The organism is uncultured Gimesia sp., assembly GCF_963976445.1.
Classification (GTDB): Bacteria; Planctomycetota; Planctomycetia; order Planctomycetales; family Planctomycetaceae; genus Gimesia.
The window spans coordinates 91,834-109,218 of sequence record NZ_CAXBKP010000010.1; the positions used below are offsets into that span (position 1 = coordinate 91,834).

The window sequence follows — 17,385 nt, forward strand, 5'->3', positions numbered from 1 at the left end:
TCAAATGAAAACACCCTGAAGTGCACCGCTCTGTACACTGGGGGATTCCTGCAGCCGACAATCTTTCACGGATAGCACACATTTATCGAATGGGAGAATCGGTTTGATTCTATCGATTCATCCCATTTGAATGTCCGAGTTTGTTAAAAAGTTCTGATGTCAACCGGGAATGGATGATTAAAAACGGAATAGATAGGCCTGCTGTTCAGCATCTTTGCCCAGAGAATCGATCATTTCAATTTCTGCCCGTTTCATGGTGACATAGTCAGTGACGCGACGTACTCCCAGTCCGTCGCGTAACACATCGTCCTGTTCCAGTGCGCTGAGTGCTGCTGCCAGATCGATGGGATATCTTGTCAAACCACGCCTCTCTCGTTCTTGTGGTGATAATAGCGCGGGATCGGTTAAAACCGGTTCTCCAGGGTTCAACTCGTTCTCGATTCCATCCAGGCCCGCGCAGATGAGACTTGATAATGCCAGATAGGGGTTACACGTTGGATCGGACGGTTTATACTCCAGATTTACCGTAGCAGATTCGCGTCCTCGAAACCCGGAGGCCGCACGAACTGTCGCTTCACGATTATCGGGGCCCCAACAGACGTAACACGAACTCCAGCATCGCTCGACAAACCGGCTGTAAGAGTTTGTTGTCGGTGCAGTAAACGCCATCAACGCGGGTAAGTGGCTCAAGATGCCAGCCATGAAATGTCGGGCGGTCTGAGAAAGGCCATACTCTCCCCCGGCATCATAGAATAGATTTCGCTCGCAGTCGGAATCCCACAAACTAAAATGGATATGGCAACCATTTCCGGCCGTTTCCGGTGCAGGCTTAGGCATAAAGGAAACACGAAAGTTATTCGCCAACGCCGTGCCACGAACGGTTTCCCTGAATACAACCTGTTGGTCTGCGGCCTGCATTCCGGGTTGATGCCGAACCGGAATTTCATGTTGTCCGTGTCCGGCTTCCGGATAGTATTTTTCAACCATGACCCCCTGTTTTTCAAGAGCCGCTATGATTGGTAAAATATAAGGGCTGGCCAAATCCATAGCCGCAGAACTGAAACAGTTCAACTGGTCGAGAGGCTGCCATTCTCCATTTTCATTGATGAAAATCGTAAATTCATTTTCAAAGGCCGCGCGAATCACCATTCCCTTTGCAGACAGTTGATTCAAAAATGTCTTAAGCAGACTGCGCGGGCAGAGTTCCCAAGGCTGGCCATCAATCGTTTCAATATCCGAAAGCATTCTGGCATGCCCCGGGAGGTACGGCAATACTTGAAATGTATCGAGGTCCGGGCGAATCCGAACTTCACCCACCGGTTGAAATTCGCTTTCGGGGGGCAGATGATCGAATACGGTTACTGAAGCCTGTGCCTGAGTCAGCCCCAGACCGGATTCCAGAATTTCATTGAGGCTACTTGGTCGGAACGCTTTGCCGCGAGTGATCCCATCGGGGCCAACATAGATGGCACGTACCAGTTCTACGTTGTGTTCGATTATCTGTTTCTCCAACGTGTCACGCTGCATCTGTTGCTCAGTGCTGAAAAGGCTCAGTATGTGAATGACCTCGGTGGTACTTATTTCATCACAACAACACTTTTCTTAATCTGTTTATGACAGGCGATGCAGGTCATGGTCAGATGCAGGTAACTGAGTGAAGCGCCATCAAGATTCTTTTTCTTGGCGTAATTTAAGACTTCTTTCGCGGCATTACGAAATTCCGCACTTTGTTGCGCAAAAACCGGTCCTTCGACGACTTGCCATTCAGTTGCGTTGCTCATTTCGATCATCTTTTTAGTCCCTTTTTGGATGAGATCGAAATCTTCCGTTACAAGTCCTTCCAGAACATCTTTGGAACTGTCCAGCTTAGCCTGCATGAATTTAGAAACGTTTTCTTGCGTCGGATTATTTTTACCTTTGCGCTGTTTCACTACAGTGGACTTTTCGTTCGCCTGGAGTGAGGAAAAGCGGTCTGCCTGGTCTCCCCAGCCTGTAATCAATACTCCACAGACGATGACTGCAAAAAGACTTCTCATGGTTCGCTCCTCAATGTGCGCTTGACTGACGAAAAACAACAGACTCTATTATAGTTCATTTCGCTGATTCTGAATAAGAACTAGATCACAGTAGAATTCAAAAAATACAATCTTCGTCTTAAACAGACAATGGCAGTGTTTCAGAAATACGTTCTAAGAATGACAGTCATTCTATACCCGGTACTAATTCAGGCTACGAACCCTTTGCTCATGTCCAGGCGGGAGGGTCACTAGCAGGAAACGATTCTTCAGAAGCTTCATCGACTTCATCGATCGGTGGACTGGGTGTGTGTGAACGAACGATGGTCAGTAACAGAGCAGCCGACTCCAGGCACTCCACGGCATGGGGCTCGGCATCGGGTAAATGGATCAGCTTGCCTGCGGTAAGTTCATGCGTCTGATTCAGACACTTAAACTGGACACGTCCTTCCAGGCAATGAACCGTTAAAATTCCCGGGGCGGTGTGATTGGGGAGCGACTTTCCGGCTTTGAGAATCAGACGAATGATTTCCAGATCATCGGTTTTTACCAGAGTCGCTGTTTTGGTTGACTCCAGCTCGGATCCCAAGGGACTCACATCGATTAGTTCACCGGCTTTTATATATGATTGTGTCATGATTTTTAATCCTTTTGTAAGAGTCTATGGATTTCCCTTTCATTTTATGACTCTATAGCCAGGAGTGAAAGGCCTTGATTGGAAATACCACTTGGATATCAGTTTCAGACTGGTTTGATCTGCTGCACGCCCGCTTCCAGAATGCGCTGGGCTTCCAGGCTGGTATGCGGGCTACAGAGTCCCCAGGGTTCTTCGCCGGTACGGATGCAATGTGTGAAGTGTTCGGTTGCCGTCTGTAAATCAAGTAGTGGGCATTGCACTTTGACCTCTTCGCCCAGAGGCTGTGATTCCGTAGCCAGCATTAACCGCCCCTTCTTTTGGGGTTCGACGATGAGCGTGCCTTTCGTTCCATAAATGGCAGTCGCATAGGCGGTTAGTTTTCCAATTTGAGACCAGGAGCCTTCAGCGGTGGCGATCGCGTTCGGGTATTGCATGACAATGAGCGCGTTGTCTTCCACACCTAATGGCTCAGGTCGATACACGCCACCAATTCCCGTGATCGATTCGGGCATACCCAGTAAGAGACTGGAGAGCACGCAGCCATAGCAGCAGTAGTCCATCATGGCTCCGGCGCCATTTAAGTCGGCATCAAACAGCCAGTCACAAAAGTAATCGCTGCAACCCAACTCTTTAGGGCCAGCATGGGCGGCCCGGTATTTGACCTGCCAGATCTCTCCAATTTCTCCTGCTTGCGCCATGGTAATCGCGTGTTGCATTTGTGGCCACCAGGCAAACGGCCAGTTCACCATCAGGCACACATTCTGTTCACGGGCTGCCGTCAGCATTGCTTCTGCCTGTGTCAGATTCGCCGCCATCGGTTTTTCGATCATGACAGGGATGCCTCGGCTGATTGCTGCCAAAGCCAGTTCTGCTCCTTGTTTATTACTGCTGAAAATATAGACGCCGTCCAGTTCATGCTGCGCAAATAGTTCATCGGGGGTCGCATACACGGGACAATGATATTCGTCTGATATGCGATCGCGCAGTGCCTGATTGCTGTCAAAGGCGGCGACCAGTTCTGCATTCTGGGAATGCTGCAATTGCGGCAGGTGATCCCAGACATGATCATGAATTAAACCCAGGACTCCGATGCGTAATGGTTGATTGGTCATGGTGCTGTTTTATCTATGGCAAGGTGTTTCAGTTTTTGATGAATCTGGTTTTTGTCAGATCTGGGTTGTTTGAGTCGGAAGGAATTTATCAAACGCGTCTTTGATGACTGTGATTTCCGAATCTGTGTAAGCCTGTGATTCTGCTTGACCCCACACGGGAGCAGGCCAGTAAGGATCGCTCTGCTTTCTTCCAATGACATGAATATGCAATTGACTGACCACATTGCCCAAAGTGGCGATATTTAGTTTATCCGGAGCCAATGTCTGTTGGATAAAACGGGCCACCAGATTGACTTCCTTTAAAATCGCTGCCTGCTGTTCAAAAGGGAGGTTGGTCAATTCAATTTCTTCACAGCGGGGTACCAGGATGAACCAGTCTACCAGCGCATTATTCATTAAGAGCAGCGTCGATTCTCCGAGCTCACTAATCAGTGTGCAGTCTGCCTGTAGTCGGTCATCCAGTTTCATAATGGAACCTATTTCATAACCTGAGGGAAAGACAAATCATTAGCTGGCTTGATTGATTAAAAAAGTTGCTATCTGATCAAAAAAGGATTCGAGTGCCTGCCTGACATCAGCCGGAAGTTCTGTTTCATCCATCGCACTTTTCATTAATTCCATCCAGCGATCACGGGCACTTTGATTGATGGCAAAGGGAGCGTGCCGCATTCGCAGAGCAGGATTCCCTCGTTCATCCAGATACCGCTGAGGGCCGCCCAGTCGATAAACTAAAAATTCCTTTAAGCGATATTCTGCACCTTTCAGATCATCAGCCGGGTACATGGGGTTCAGAATGTCATCCGTTTTCACGCGTTGATAAAAGGCGGCGATCAGTTGCTGCAGTTTCTCCTCGCCCAGGTGATCGTAAATTTCTTCGACGGTAATCTGGCTCATCTGCGTTTGTTTTCTGTATCCTGATGCGAGAAGATTTCTGTTTTATGTGAAAGAATGAAGCAAATCGTGTTTTCATCATTCGGTGAGATTATGGTATCTTAGAAATTGACACAGAAGATTCCTACCCTGTAGCTGCTTCATCCTGTGGGAGTTTTCGATCTGATCCTTGAAGGTCAAATGGTATGCAGAGCCGACTCACCTGTTTTATTATTGTGATTGCCCTGTTTTGTACTTCGTTTTTGCAAACAGTCGAAGCTGCGCAGCCTGTCTGGCCTGGCTTTCAGACAAGCCCCTGGTTTCATGAGCAAATCTCTTACCTGCAACTGGAACCGGAAGTGCGGTTGATTATCGTCGCTCCCCGATCAGAGCGGATTGTTCCAGAGAATCCGAGTCGTGTGATCCTGTTCTCGACTCCGAACGGAAGTACGATTGAGCAGACACTGGGCTGCCAGCAGAGAGAGGGCCGCGACTGGCACTTTGATATTCAGCATATCGCAGCCCAGCACCGGAAATGGCAGACTCTGAATCAACGTGAAAACCTGATCCTGGTCTGCTTGGAAGCACAGGGTTTAAGTTGGCCACGCTGGCGCGCCAGACATCCGGATAACCCGAAGCTGATCCGAACGATGGTCCACACAATCCTGGAAGCGATTCCACTGAAGGGACTGCAGCTCACTCTCGCCTGTCATAGTGGCGGGGGAAGTTTTTTATGGGGATTCCTTAACGGATCGGATGCGATTCCGGACCAGGTCGACCAGTTTATATTTCTGGATGCAAACTATTCATTCAGCGAAAAAGATCAGCATGGCAAGAAGTTTCTTGGCTGGCTGAAAGGGAGTAAACGACGTCGACTGGTTGTTCTGGCTTACGATGACCGGAATGTCTTGTTCCGTGGCAAAAAAGTAGTGAGCCTCACGGGAGGAACTTATCGTGCCACGCATCGGATGCAGGATCGCTTCAAGCAGGATCTCAAATTCAGCGAGTCTTCAGCGGGCGATTTCGTGACCTATGCTGCTTTAAAAGATCAGGTCCGCTTACTGATTCACCTCAATCCCCAAAACCAGATTCTGCATACGCGGCTGGTGGGAGAGATGAACGGCTACCTGTATGCAGTCACTCTGGGGACGCCGGAAGAGAAAGGGAACCATTTACCGGGAGCACCTCGCGCGTATACGAAGTGGGTTCAACCCGAGCCCTTCAAGCAGTCTGAAACAGAGTGATCTCAGAAATTAAAAGAGGGGCGGTTTTCCCAGGTTCCGTCTGACAACCGCCCATTGTCCGGCGTGCATCATCCAGTGCGTGGATTCTCCCGCAAAGATACAGCCCACAGTAGGTCCCAGATAACTCACGGTTTCGGGCGCGGGCTGCATCAGTTGTGGATCGCTAAGTCCCGCGAGGACTTTGAGCGTGCCCTGTCGTTGTTCCTGTATCAATTGCAGGTATTCTGCCTTCGTATGAAAATCAGCCGGGTTCTGACTGGCTGCCGTTTCTTTTGTATATTGCTCTTGAAAACCATCCGGTAATGCTGGCATGGTACCGGGGAAGACCTGCGTCACATGAAAATGCTCGCTCTGAATCAAATGCCCGAGCTGCCAGGCAATATGGTTCATCTTTTCAGCCGGCCTGACGAACAGATCGGCGTCTGATAAATCTTCGAGATATTGATGGACGATGAATGTCGGAAGTTCCAGAGTCGTTTTAATGTGTTCTGCCAAACTCATGGGAATGCTTTCGGTGTGTGTATCTGAATGAATCAATCTGGAAGTCGGCCTTGTAGTATGAGCTTATCAGATTTCGACAGGAATTCTGATTGTGTATCACACGTTTTGATGATAGTTTGATCGGAAGCGAAAGGCAATCAAACAGACGGAATTAGTAAAAAGGTGAGACGTTCAAATTCACTATTGCCGATGCCAAGGCATTCATTGAAAACATCAGCCTGCCCCACGATCGTGGGACAAGCTGATGTTTTCGTTGATGGAGTGACGTAGAAACGGTTAAGCCAGCTCAGCGACTTGTCGCGAATTGGCGATAAAATACTCCAGGTATTCTGCCTGACATGTCATGAGATCATGGAACTCTTCAGCGGCTTCAAGATTCTTGGTTTCAATGATATCTTTAATCACTTCGCAGAGTGCTTGTGCCGGCGAATAAATGTCGATAGGCGTTGCTTCCGAGAGTTCGCCCAGGGTCTCTTTTAATGTATCAGCGAATGCATCTTTGAGCTCTTCGCGATCACGGGTTTTGTAGATGACGCCGGTGATTCCCAGTTTTTTGGCAAGTTCCAGTCGTTCTGTTTGACGACATTGGGCTTTATTAGCAGGCTGGATACTCGTCATCAGGAAATACATGGGGGCTTCCATTTGCCCATCATCATTATAGTGCTCTTGTTGCTGGACCTTAAGAAACAGGTCCAGACCGTCAAGCTCTCGCATTACCAATTCGGAGAAGACAATTTTAATGTCACTGTTTTTCTCTAGAATAGAGAGTGCTTCAAATCCAGAAGAGGCACATAAGACTTCGTAGCCAAGCTCTTCTAGAAGTCTGGTATGCACATAACACGTGTATCCAACATCATCGACTACTAGTACTTTCATACGCCCCTTTTTCTATTTAAACAATACAACAATTAAAGTCCCCTGATTGAACTACATTTTGCAACAGAATTCAGATTGGTTGTGAAGGTCATTACTTACAACAAACAAAACTTACAACAAACAAAAAAAGCTCGCCCTGCAGGAGGGGCGAGCTTTTGAGTTATGAGTTATTTAACAGTGATGGATTCTGTTCCCTGACAGAAGTCCATCGTTCTTAAAATGTTACAGGTTGTGTTTTTAATGTTATTCATGTTTTGTCCTTCAAAAGTATAACACAATTTTTTTCTAACTCGGACTATTTTCAGTAAAGCAGCTGCCAGATCGCTGGTGTTAATCGCTACAGAAACCATTTTTGAAGAGTAATACCTGTCGCTTAAAATCAACGGTTTGTAGTACTCTCAGTGATGTCAAATCGGTAATTTATGGTAAATCAAGCATTTACAACACGCTGCATTGTGTTGCAAGAATGAATCAATGACATGCCCTTACAGTCGGAACTACTTTTCCAGAAATTTCTGTGGAGGTTATTTAAGGCGAAGATCATTCATAGTCTGGACATTGCCTGACCAGAAACTTACGATATTCTAAACACGGAAGCATGCGTCTAAGACGGTCTACTTCCTGTTTCAATGCATCACAAGTTAACACTAAAAAGGATAAATTATGAGCGAAGTCACACGACGCAATTTTCTTCAAACCAGCGCAGGTGCTGTGGCTGCGACTTCGTTGCTGGGAAATACGGCACGCGCAGATGTAAATGGAAAAATCAGAGTCGCCGTTCTGGGAGTGAATGGGCGCGGTCGTACACATATTAAAGCCATTGGTGAAATTGATGGTGCGGATGTCGTATTACTTTGTGATCCTGACAAACAAGTACTGGCAAAGCGGGCTACCGAATTCGAGAAAAAATACGGTCGTAAAGTCGAAACAGAAACAGACATGCGAAAGGTGTTCGACCGTGATGATATTGATGTCGTAACAGTGGCCACCCCCAATCACTGGCATTCCCTGGCGACGATCTGGGCTTGTCAGGCTGGAAAAGACGTTTATGTGGAAAAACCGGGTTCACATAATCTGTTCGAAGGTCGCAAAATGATTGAAGCGGCAAAGAAATACAAACGGATCGTGCAGCATGGGGTCCAGCTTCGCAGCCAGACCGCAATCCAGGAAGGTGTGGAACATCTTCGCAACGGAACGATCGGCAAGGTGTATATGTCACGTGGTCTGGTCTACCGTTGGCGGCCCTCGATCGGAAAGAAACCGAATGAAAAGGCCCCCGAAACGCTTGACTGGAACCTGTGGCAGGGGCCTGCTCAGGAAACGGAATTCTCCCGCCGCCTGGTTCACTATAACTGGCACTGGACCTGGGACTATGGGAACGGCGATGTTGGAAATCAGGGAGTGCACGAAACCGATATGTGCCTGTGGGGCTTGGATGTAAAGCTACCGTCACAGATTACGGCGATGGGAGGCAAGTTCCTGTGGGATGACGATAAGGAAACTCCGGAAGTGCTCTCCACAAATTACTTCTATCCTGAAGAAAACAAGATGATTCAGTTTGAAGTCCGCCATTGGAACACGAACACTGAAGATGGCGCCACGGTCGGCAATATTTTCTACGGTTCGGAAGGATACATGGTCGTTAAGGGATACAATTCCTACGAAATCTTTCTGGGGAGAAAACGGGAACCTGGTCCAAAAAACAAAGGTGACGATCCCGTTGTGGCTCACTTCACTAACTTCCTGGACGCTGTCCGTTCACGCAAATCAGAGACGTTGAACGGTCCTGTGGAAACGGCTCACACCAGTTCCGGGATTGCCCATTTGGGGAACATTGCATTCCGATTGGGACGTCAATTAAATTTTGATCCGAAAACGGAGCAGTTTGTGAATGATCCGGAAGCGGATCAATTCCTGACACGACAGTATCGCAAGCCATTTGTTGTACCGAACGAAGTCTAAGACTGCGGCGGTGAATCAGAAGCTTGATCAAAACAAAAAACAGCATCGGAAAATGAATCCGGTGCTGTTTTTTTTGCAGGCACTTCAAACTTTTAAAAAAAGAGGCTGACCTACGCGAATGCAGGTCAGCCTCTAGTCAATTTTCGTTAGGATCGAGGTGACCCTTACGAGTGGTGGCTGTCAATGACAACCCGCCAGTAGTCGCTAAGAACAACCACCTTCCTGGCTACAACAATAACTGTCCACTCAATCACCTCCTTTTCTTGGATAAACTCCCTGATTCTTCATCGGTTTGTAGCTCCAACTTGAACACAGGCTTTAGTCCTATCGCACTGCGTGGGTGCGATACATGATCTACACTTATTTTTACCATTCCCCTCAATGAGGCAATACCTTTTTGTCATAAACCCGAGGAAAATCTCTAAACCGGGAATGACAGTCAGCCGTAACTTATTCTCTCAGAATAGGATATGGATTTATCGATTCATCCGATTTTTACAGAGATTAACAACACGGGACTGCGTACTGCAAAAAGGTACTGATTTCCTGTGTACTGACACACGGAGAAAGAAAGTGGTTCGGACTATTTCTGATCTTCGGGCGCCATGTGCGGTTCAAAAACGGTACGGCCTGCTTTTTCTGCCTGCTTGATTGCTGCCACCGCTTCTTCATACAGCACCTGCTGGCAGCGCACAACGTTCTTTTCCTTGCTCGGGGTAATGCGTTCGTAGACGCCGTTGCTGTTCAGGACACGGGCCTTGGCGTTGTCTTCAAAATAAGTATTGAGGAGCTTGATCACTTTTCGATGACTTTTTTCTTCTTCAATCGGAACCAGTAATTCCACCCGTCGGTCCAGGTTGCGAGGCATCCAGTCAGCACTGGAGATAAATACCCGTTCGTCTCCGCCGTGATAGAAATACAGAATCCGCGCGTGTTCCAGGAAGCGGTCGATGATACTGACTACTTCGATATTCTTACTCAATTTGGAAACGCCGGGCCGTAGACAGCAGATGCCCCGAATATTCAGTTTAATTTTGACGCCTGCTTCTGATGCTTCATATAAGGCATTGATAATTTCCGGGTCCACAAGCGAATTGACCTTGGCGATAATGCGCGCTTTCTGTCCCTGTTTTTTGCGTTCTGTTTCATGATGAATCAGATCCAGGATTTTATCCCTTAAGCTGATGGGAGCCGCTTCCAGTTTTTGATAATTCTGGGGTAACGAATAGCCGGTAATCGAATTGAAGAAGTTGATTGCATCAGAGGCCAAAACTTCGTCGCAAGTGAAATAACTGATGTCGCTATAAATTTTCGACGTGGCATCATTGTAATTCCCCGTACCAAAATGCAGATAGCGTTGAATTCCCTCTGGCTCCCGACGGACAATGCAGCAGACCTTGGCGTGCGTCTTAAGCCCTTTCACGCCGTAGATGACCTGCACGCCCGCGTGCTCAAGGTTTTTGGCCCATTCGATATTGCGTGCCTCATCAAAGCGAGCCTTGAGTTCCACGATGGCCGTGACATGCTTGCCTTGTTCTGCCGCACGGATCAAGGCCGCGACAATGGGACTGTGTTTGCTGGTGCGATATAAGATCTGTTTAATGGCCAGCACATCGGGGTCCACAGCGGCTTCTTCAATCAATCTGACAACCGGCTCGAAGCTTTCATAGGGATGGCATAACAGAATATCCTGACGGGAAATATTCTCGAACATACTGATGCGAGGATTCACTTCAGGAGAAGGTTGAGGTGGCCAGCTTATATCTTTCTGCGCATCAAATCCGGAGATGTCGGTCAATCTCATAAACGCGGTGAGATCCAGCGGACCGGGTATCCGATAGACGTTTTCATCGAGGACGCCTAAGCCCCGCCCCAGGAATTCCAATGTCTCTGCCGAAACGGCTTCGGCGATTTCCAGCCGGATGCAATCTCCCTGCTTCCGTTGATCGAGCATGTCTTCCATCTGGTGCAGCAGATCTGAGGCAAATTCGTCCTGTAGACTAACGTCGGCGTTTTTGGTGACCCGGAAGGGAATACTTTCCAGTACTTGCTCTCCCCCAAAATACTGCTCGATAAACAGACAGACGGCGTCTTCCAGGGGCAGATATTGATATCCGCCTTCGGAAGGGAGCGTGATAAACCGAAATTCTGTTCTCCCAAATGGGATGATCGCAAACCGATCCTGTGGTTGTTTTGCTTTTTCATCAGGGGCCAGACGGACTACGATATTTAATGTATGATTCACAAGATACGGGAATTCCATCTCAGGCGTGACCGCCATTGGCGTCAGGACGGGATAGATTTCGTCTCTGAAAACCTGTTCGACAATCCGCCGTTGCGCATCGGTCAGTTCCTGAGGATTTGCTCGCTGGAACCCGGCTGCTGCCAGAGGAGGCTCAATTTCTCCCAAGAGGCACTGATATTGTTCCGCCATCATTTGATGAGCGCGGAGGCTGATGGCGTTCAGGATCTTTTTGGGGGTCATTCCGGAAGGGTCTGAAGTCGTGTTTCCGCTGGCCTGTAATAAATGGAGGCCTCCCACGCGGACCATGAAAAATTCATCCAGATTCGAACTGGTGATGGCCAGGAATTTGAGACGTTCCAGTAAGGGAATCTCGGGGTCATGGGCTTCATCTAGTACCCGTTGATTAAATTCCAACCAGCTTAATTCCCGGTTGAGATATTTCGAAGCTTTAGGGGCCATGAGCAACCTGTTAAATTAGTAAGATTGTTATATTCATAGAGCGGCCTTAGGAGGCACTACAGCCGCGACTTTTTTACTTGTTATTTTTTTCTCAAATGTACTTTGAGCCCGAATACTTCTTCAAAAAAAGGGCCTTTTTCGACCAACGCAATTTGTTCCAGAGAAACATCTTCCACATGCGGGATAGAAATAATCAACTGTCCATTCGCAATCTCGCATTCAATTTCCTGGACGCGTTGACTGTAGGAATAATCCAATGCATCGGCGACCCGCAGGATTGCTGCCATCTTGGCGATGGCAATCCGGCTGAAGCGATCCAGTGTTGAATATCCCGGATGTGTAGCTTTGGGAGAGGCCCGCCGATGGTAGCGAGCAATTAACGCAACCAGTAATAAATCGGACTGTCCCAGTCCAAACAGATTCCCATTACTGATTAAATACATCGAATGCTTATGGTAACCACTCTGATTTACATAAATGCCGATTTCATGCAGTAAGGCAGCCGTGTATAATAACAGCCGATTCCGTAAATCGAGTTTATGTTCATTTTGCAGCGACTGGAACAGGGTGTCCGCCAGAAACGCAACGTGCCGTGCGTGTGCTTCATCAAAATCAAAGCGTTTGCCGAAATCAATCGTCGAACGAATGACCTGTGTATAAAATTCATCCGACCAGGTGCTCTGGTCTGCCATTTCTTTCAGCAAACCATCGCGAAAGTTGGCTTTGGTGACGTAAATATATTTCAGCTGATACGCCTGAGCCAGCTTGGTGTAAGCCAATAGGGCTGGTCCCAGTGTTTCTGCATCGGTGAACGCAAGATGGTAGTTTTGCACCAGTTCATCTTCGTTTTTCTGCAGAATTTTATCTGTAAACTTGCTGAGTTCAGAAACTTTGAGTCTGTCCAGTTCATCCGGTGAATTTCCTGGCTCTGGAATTTCATCCTCGGGACGTAATTGTGCCAGAGCAAACCGCACGTCGCCGCCCAGCACAACCAGTTTGATTGATTTATCTGCTGGAACTTCATGTACAATCTGCTGAATCACTCGCTCGATCTGATTCTCCATAATCGTACGTTCTTTGGCTAAAGGCACGCGATAGCCTTTGAGCATTTCACGCAGGCGCAGCGCCCCCAGGCGATAATTACTGGAGAACAACACATTTCCGTTTTGCACCAGCAGCAGTTCGGTCGTACCTCCGCCGATCTCGGTCACGATGGTCTGAGATTCATCCAGATTTGGTTTTGCTGCCAGGTAGGGGCGAATTCCCTGGTAGGTAATTCGGTTGACTTCTGCTTCGTCTAACGGAGAGACTTCAAAACCGGTTGCGATGAAAATGCGGTCTGTAAATGCCAGTCTGTTGTCTGCTTCACGAACCGCACTGGTGGCAACAACGCGAATTTGATCATCGCGGGAAATTTGATATTCATCTAAGCGCCGGCGGTAACTTTTGAGAATCCGCACGCATTCTTCCATCGTCGCCTTCTGAATATTACGCGTCTGAAATGTATCTTCTCCCAGCGTGACTGCCTGGGAAAGCCGCTCCAGTGCATAGACGGTTCCGTCTTCTTTCACTTCCGCGATTGCCATACGAATCGCGCCGGTACCGATATCGATGACCGCAATCAGGCGATTGGGGGCAGAATCGGAACGATTGGAACTGGTGGCTGTTTCAGCCAACGTGGAATCTTTTGTATTCATACTTTGGTTTCATTTTTTAATAATGCCGTTTCCTGAATCACTGTTCGAGCCCAGGCAGCCACTCCCATGACGGAAGAATCATCTCCCAACTGTGCGGCAACGACTTTGAACGAGTCCTTAAAAGTCGGCATCACATTGCGGCGTGTGGCTTCCGCAACGGCTGGCACAAACAGATCGGGCATTGCTTCCACCAGCCCGCCTCCCAGAACAATGACTTCGGGAGAAAAAATATGGACCATATTTCCGGCAGCGATTCCAATATATTCCGCAGCGCGGAGAATGATTTTTTCGATACTTCGATCGCCACCCTTAATCGCGGAGGCAAGTATTCCGCTTCGGATATCGGAAATGTCTGTCCCTACCATGGACCGCAGGGTCGGGGCATCACCTCGATAGGCAGCCTGTGCGGCCGCGGCAGAGATTGCCAGACGGCTGGCGAGGGCTTCCAGACAACCATGCTGACCACAACCACATTCCGGACCTTCAGGTAAAATTTTGATATGTCCAATTTCCATACAGGAGCTTTTACTGCCCTGAATCAGATGGCCACGATAGACGGCGCCTCCTCCAATTCCTGTACCGGGAAAGATGCCCATTGCAGATGTTGAGCCTTTCGCTGCACCGAAGCGATATTCACCATAGACGCCGGCATCCACATCATTGCAAATGACGACAGGGCAACCGAAGGCTTTTTCCAGAACCTCTTTTACCGGTGCGTTGTACCAGCCTAAATTGGGCGCTTCGAAGATGATCCCATTTTCCAGGTCCAACGGCCCCGGGCAGCCAACGCCAATTCCCGCTAATTCATTGGGAGTCAATCCCGCTTCTTCCAATGCCTGATGGATCGTTTGAACGATCCGTTCCAGGCCTTGTTCGACACCTGTATGACCTTTGGTTTTTCTTCGCTTCTTTCCGAGTGTTTTGTATTGTGAATCGAATATTTTGGCCAGCATTTTGGTGCCGCCCAGATCGAACCCGGCCCAGTAGCGGTTCGTTGTTTCTGGTGATTCAGTAGACATGTATTAATTTTCTATTTTTAAAGATATGATCTCCGCTCGAAACATCGTCGGATAAAGAACATATTTCGTATTAATGGAATTACAACGAGCTGCCCCCAGTATAACGAATTGTTCTTATGTCGTGTATTCTGGTGAATTTAGATCTTAATTAACAAGCTTGGATACTTTTTTTTTCTAATTGACCCTGGAAGAGTGTTTGTTTGTATAACCTAGCCGTCTCAAGACTAAGGGTAGGCCCTGATAAAACAAGGTCTTTGGGTAGATTCAAAGAATGCTGTGGCTTGTTGACTTTAGACTCAGCGACACCTTGGATAAACTGGCAAGAATGATTTCCACTTGGATTATTTTCCAAAATGTCACTGCACTAAAGATTACAGTCCCCTGGGGTTCCTTCCATGTATTTCCAGTTTCCCTGTGAAAAATGCTCTAAAAAACTCAAAGTTCGTGATGAAAATGTAGGGAAGAAAGTTCGCTGTCCTTACTGCCATCATACGATGCTGGTCAAAAAACCTGAAACGCCGATTATTGATACATCGATTGATGTGACAAGTTCGGCAGCAGGAAGTACTTCAAGCAAGCCAGCGACCAGCAGTCGGGGGGGGAAGAAACATGTCTCTAGTGGCTGGGCCGATGGTACCGAGGTCAGCCTCTCCAAGAGTGGTGTCATTGCCATCGCGGCGTCTGTCATATTTATCGCGTTGATGTTCCCTTTCCGGAATTATTACCTGGGAGAATTGTTTTTAGACCGGGGCTGGGTGCCATTCGCACTGGTCTTTTTGATGAGTTGGTCTGCCACAATTCTGATTTTGAAATCCCGCAAGCTTGCCAAACAGAAGGATTCGATGCTGTTTGATACGCTGCCGACAGATATTTCAGAAGAGATCTCCGAGAAGACCGTTGCCAATTTCATCGAGCATGTCAAAAACCTGCCCGTTGATCCACGTGAAAGTTTTCTCGTGAATCGCGTACTTCGAGGACTGGAGCATTTCAGTGTTTTGAGAAGCAGTTCCGAGGTTTCCAACCGTCTACAATCACAATCAGAAATTGACGCAACGGCGGTCGATTCCAGTTATACCATTCTCAAAGTCTTCATTTGGGCGATTCCGATTTTAGGGTTCATCGGTACCGTGATCGGGATTAGTGCCGCGGTGGGGGGCTTCGCTGGGGGGATGGATAAAGCCTCAGACATCTCTGCTCTGAAAGAGTCTCTGGGGAGTGTGACTGGCGGACTATCAACTGCCTTTGATACGACTCTGGTCGCACTGGTGATGAGTATGCTGGTGATGTTTCCCAGTAGTTCCATGCAGAAATCGGAAGAGGATCTGCTGAACTGGGTAGATGAATACTGTAATGAAAACCTGCTGAAACGACTTAAGGAGAGCGAGCCTGGTGGTGGCGGAGGTGATGAAAAAGATCATCGACGTCTGATCCAGCGTACTATTGATAAAGCGATGGCGAACCATCATGCGGAGTTGCAGACCTGGATTGAAAAACTGGAGGGGATCGGCAGTACCCTGTCCCAGTCCGTAATGAAATCCTGGGGCAAAATCGATGAGAAAATTCGTTCTCAGCAGGAGGAGCAGCTCAATCAGGTGCAACAGGTAATGAAGCAGTTGGAAACGGTTGAAGAGAAAATGACCGCACTGCAGTCAGCACATGCAACAAACCTGGAAAACATGAATGGAGATGCAACGGAAATGGCTGAAGCAGCCGGCGTGCTGACACAATCATTTAATGGGGTCCAGCAGGGTTTGAACGGACTCAACACGGTTTTGTCTGATCTGGGAGAAAAGCAGGTGCTGATTCAGCAGGTAGAAGCCCCTCGCAAACGCTGGGGACTGTTTGGGAATTCCAGGAAAGTACGATAACCAGAGTTATGGTGATTCAGTGGTAAAGAAAAAGCAAAACGATACAGAAACGGTTTCTCTGTTTCCGTTTCTCAGTATTCTGGCGTGCGTTATTGGTGTTCTGACGCTCATGATCACTGCCATGGCGCTGAGCCAGATGGATCAACAGGATGATGTCTGGAAGCGCGTTGAAGAATTTGAACAAGAGCAACAGAAGATTACAGAGAAACAAGAGAACATTGACGAAGTCAAAAGCCAGATTGAAGATTTGTCAAAACTGAATCGTGATCTGATCCTGGCTCTGGAGGAGCTCAAGAAACTCAAACAGGAAAAAACGAAAATTCCAAATGACATCACGCCAGAAGAAAAAGTGAAACTTCTGGCGGAATCGAATCGTCTGGAAAAGCGTGTTGAAGCGATCAAAGATGAACCGATGATGCTGCAAAAGGAAATCGATAAACTCAAAGTCGAATTAAACAAACGGGAAAACCCAGTTGCCGCGGAAGTAAGAATTCAGCCAGGTGGTACGGGCGTTGATCTGAATCCGACTTTTATTGAATGCACGAAAAATGGAATTTTGGTTCTGGATGGTCCTTCTAAGGATTTACGCGTTCGCCGAGACGATTTGAGGAAAAGTCTGCCGTTTGTGGAATTGCTCGATAAAATTGGCGCACAAAATAAAGGGACGGTGATCTTTCTGATTCGTGAGGACGCTGTTTATACCTATAATATCGCCTCCAGCGTGGCCCGCTCCCGTTACTGTCCCAACGGAAAATTACCCGTCGAAGGGAATGGGAAAATTGACTTAAGCAAATTTAAGAACGCGGCAGGTTGAGCAGGCTCTGATTGCATTTTTCGCAGGAAGTCACCCGCTCATGGAATACGTTGATTCTGATCAGAG

15 protein-coding genes are annotated in these 17,385 nt (G+C 47.8%); 4 read left to right on the plus strand and 11 right to left on the minus strand.

Features of this window, described 5'->3' with window-relative positions:
- Positions 1-177 precede the first annotated feature (177 nt).
- From AAC022_RS13190 to AAC022_RS13215, 6 genes are all read right to left on the minus strand, one after another.
- On the minus strand, positions 178-1,527 hold the full coding sequence (locus AAC022_RS13190) for a glutamine synthetase family protein (RefSeq protein ID WP_339731596.1): 1,350 nt from the start codon (positions 1,525-1,527) through the stop codon (positions 178-180).
- 50 nt (positions 1,528-1,577) lie between these two features.
- Entirely contained in the window at positions 1,578-2,036 is a 459-nt protein-coding gene (locus AAC022_RS13195; RefSeq protein ID WP_339731598.1) for a hypothetical protein, read from the minus strand.
- 208 nt (positions 2,037-2,244) lie between these two features.
- Complete coding sequence (locus tag AAC022_RS13200) at positions 2,245-2,652, minus strand: cupin domain-containing protein (RefSeq protein ID WP_339731600.1); 408 nt, start codon at positions 2,650-2,652, stop codon at positions 2,245-2,247.
- A gap of 104 nt (positions 2,653-2,756) precedes the next feature.
- The gene (locus tag AAC022_RS13205; protein WP_339731602.1) at positions 2,757-3,764 is read right to left on the minus strand and encodes a Gfo/Idh/MocA family oxidoreductase; all 1,008 of its coding nucleotides are present in this window, start codon (positions 3,762-3,764) and stop codon (positions 2,757-2,759) included.
- A gap of 54 nt (positions 3,765-3,818) precedes the next feature.
- The gene (locus tag AAC022_RS13210) at positions 3,819-4,232 is read right to left on the minus strand and encodes an HIT domain-containing protein (protein WP_339731604.1); all 414 of its coding nucleotides are present in this window, start codon (positions 4,230-4,232) and stop codon (positions 3,819-3,821) included.
- A 39-nt stretch (positions 4,233-4,271) separates the two neighbouring features.
- On the minus strand, positions 4,272-4,658 hold the full coding sequence (locus AAC022_RS13215) for a globin (protein WP_339731606.1): 387 nt from the start codon (positions 4,656-4,658) through the stop codon (positions 4,272-4,274).
- 182 nt (positions 4,659-4,840) lie between these two features.
- Here AAC022_RS13215 and AAC022_RS13220 point away from each other — a divergent pair, with 182 nt between their 5' ends.
- Positions 4,841-5,878, plus strand: a complete 1,038-nt coding sequence (locus AAC022_RS13220; RefSeq protein WP_339731608.1) for a hypothetical protein — start codon at positions 4,841-4,843, stop codon at positions 5,876-5,878.
- A 9-nt stretch (positions 5,879-5,887) separates the two neighbouring features.
- Here AAC022_RS13220 and AAC022_RS13225 read toward each other — a convergent pair whose 3' ends face one another.
- Both AAC022_RS13225 and AAC022_RS13230 read right to left on the minus strand, forming a co-directional pair.
- Entirely contained in the window at positions 5,888-6,379 is a 492-nt protein-coding gene (locus tag AAC022_RS13225; RefSeq protein ID WP_339731610.1) for a DinB family protein, read from the minus strand.
- 276 nt (positions 6,380-6,655) lie between these two features.
- Positions 6,656-7,255: a response regulator gene (locus AAC022_RS13230; protein ID WP_339731612.1), complete on the minus strand. Its 600-nt coding sequence runs from the start codon at positions 7,253-7,255 to the stop codon at positions 6,656-6,658.
- Between the two features lie 663 nt (positions 7,256-7,918).
- Between AAC022_RS13230 and AAC022_RS13235 the strand changes: the two genes are divergently transcribed.
- Entirely contained in the window at positions 7,919-9,217 is a 1,299-nt protein-coding gene (locus AAC022_RS13235; RefSeq protein WP_339731614.1) for a Gfo/Idh/MocA family oxidoreductase, read from the plus strand.
- A gap of 583 nt (positions 9,218-9,800) precedes the next feature.
- Here AAC022_RS13235 and ppk1 read toward each other — a convergent pair.
- The 3 genes from ppk1 to AAC022_RS13250 all read right to left on the minus strand — a co-directional run bounded on the left by ppk1 (position 9,801) and on the right by AAC022_RS13250 (position 14,637).
- A complete protein-coding gene (ppk1, locus tag AAC022_RS13240; protein WP_339731615.1) occupies positions 9,801-11,921 on the minus strand; it encodes a polyphosphate kinase 1 in 2,121 nt (706 codons plus the stop codon).
- A gap of 80 nt (positions 11,922-12,001) precedes the next feature.
- Entirely contained in the window at positions 12,002-13,618 is a 1,617-nt protein-coding gene (locus tag AAC022_RS13245; protein ID WP_339731617.1) for a Ppx/GppA phosphatase family protein, read from the minus strand.
- Entirely contained in the window at positions 13,615-14,637 is a 1,023-nt protein-coding gene (locus AAC022_RS13250; protein WP_339731618.1) for an ROK family protein, read from the minus strand. Before AAC022_RS13250 ends, AAC022_RS13245 begins: the two co-directional genes overlap by 4 nt.
- 395 nt (positions 14,638-15,032) lie before the next feature.
- Between AAC022_RS13250 and AAC022_RS13255 the strand changes: the two genes are divergently transcribed.
- Both AAC022_RS13255 and AAC022_RS13260 read left to right on the plus strand, forming a co-directional pair.
- Positions 15,033-16,505, plus strand: coding sequence for a MotA/TolQ/ExbB proton channel family protein (locus AAC022_RS13255; RefSeq protein ID WP_339731620.1), 1,473 nt, complete (start codon positions 15,033-15,035; stop codon positions 16,503-16,505).
- A gap of 19 nt (positions 16,506-16,524) precedes the next feature.
- Complete coding sequence (locus AAC022_RS13260; protein ID WP_339731621.1) at positions 16,525-17,319, plus strand: hypothetical protein; 795 nt, start codon at positions 16,525-16,527, stop codon at positions 17,317-17,319.
- Positions 17,320-17,385: the final 66 nt, after the last annotated feature.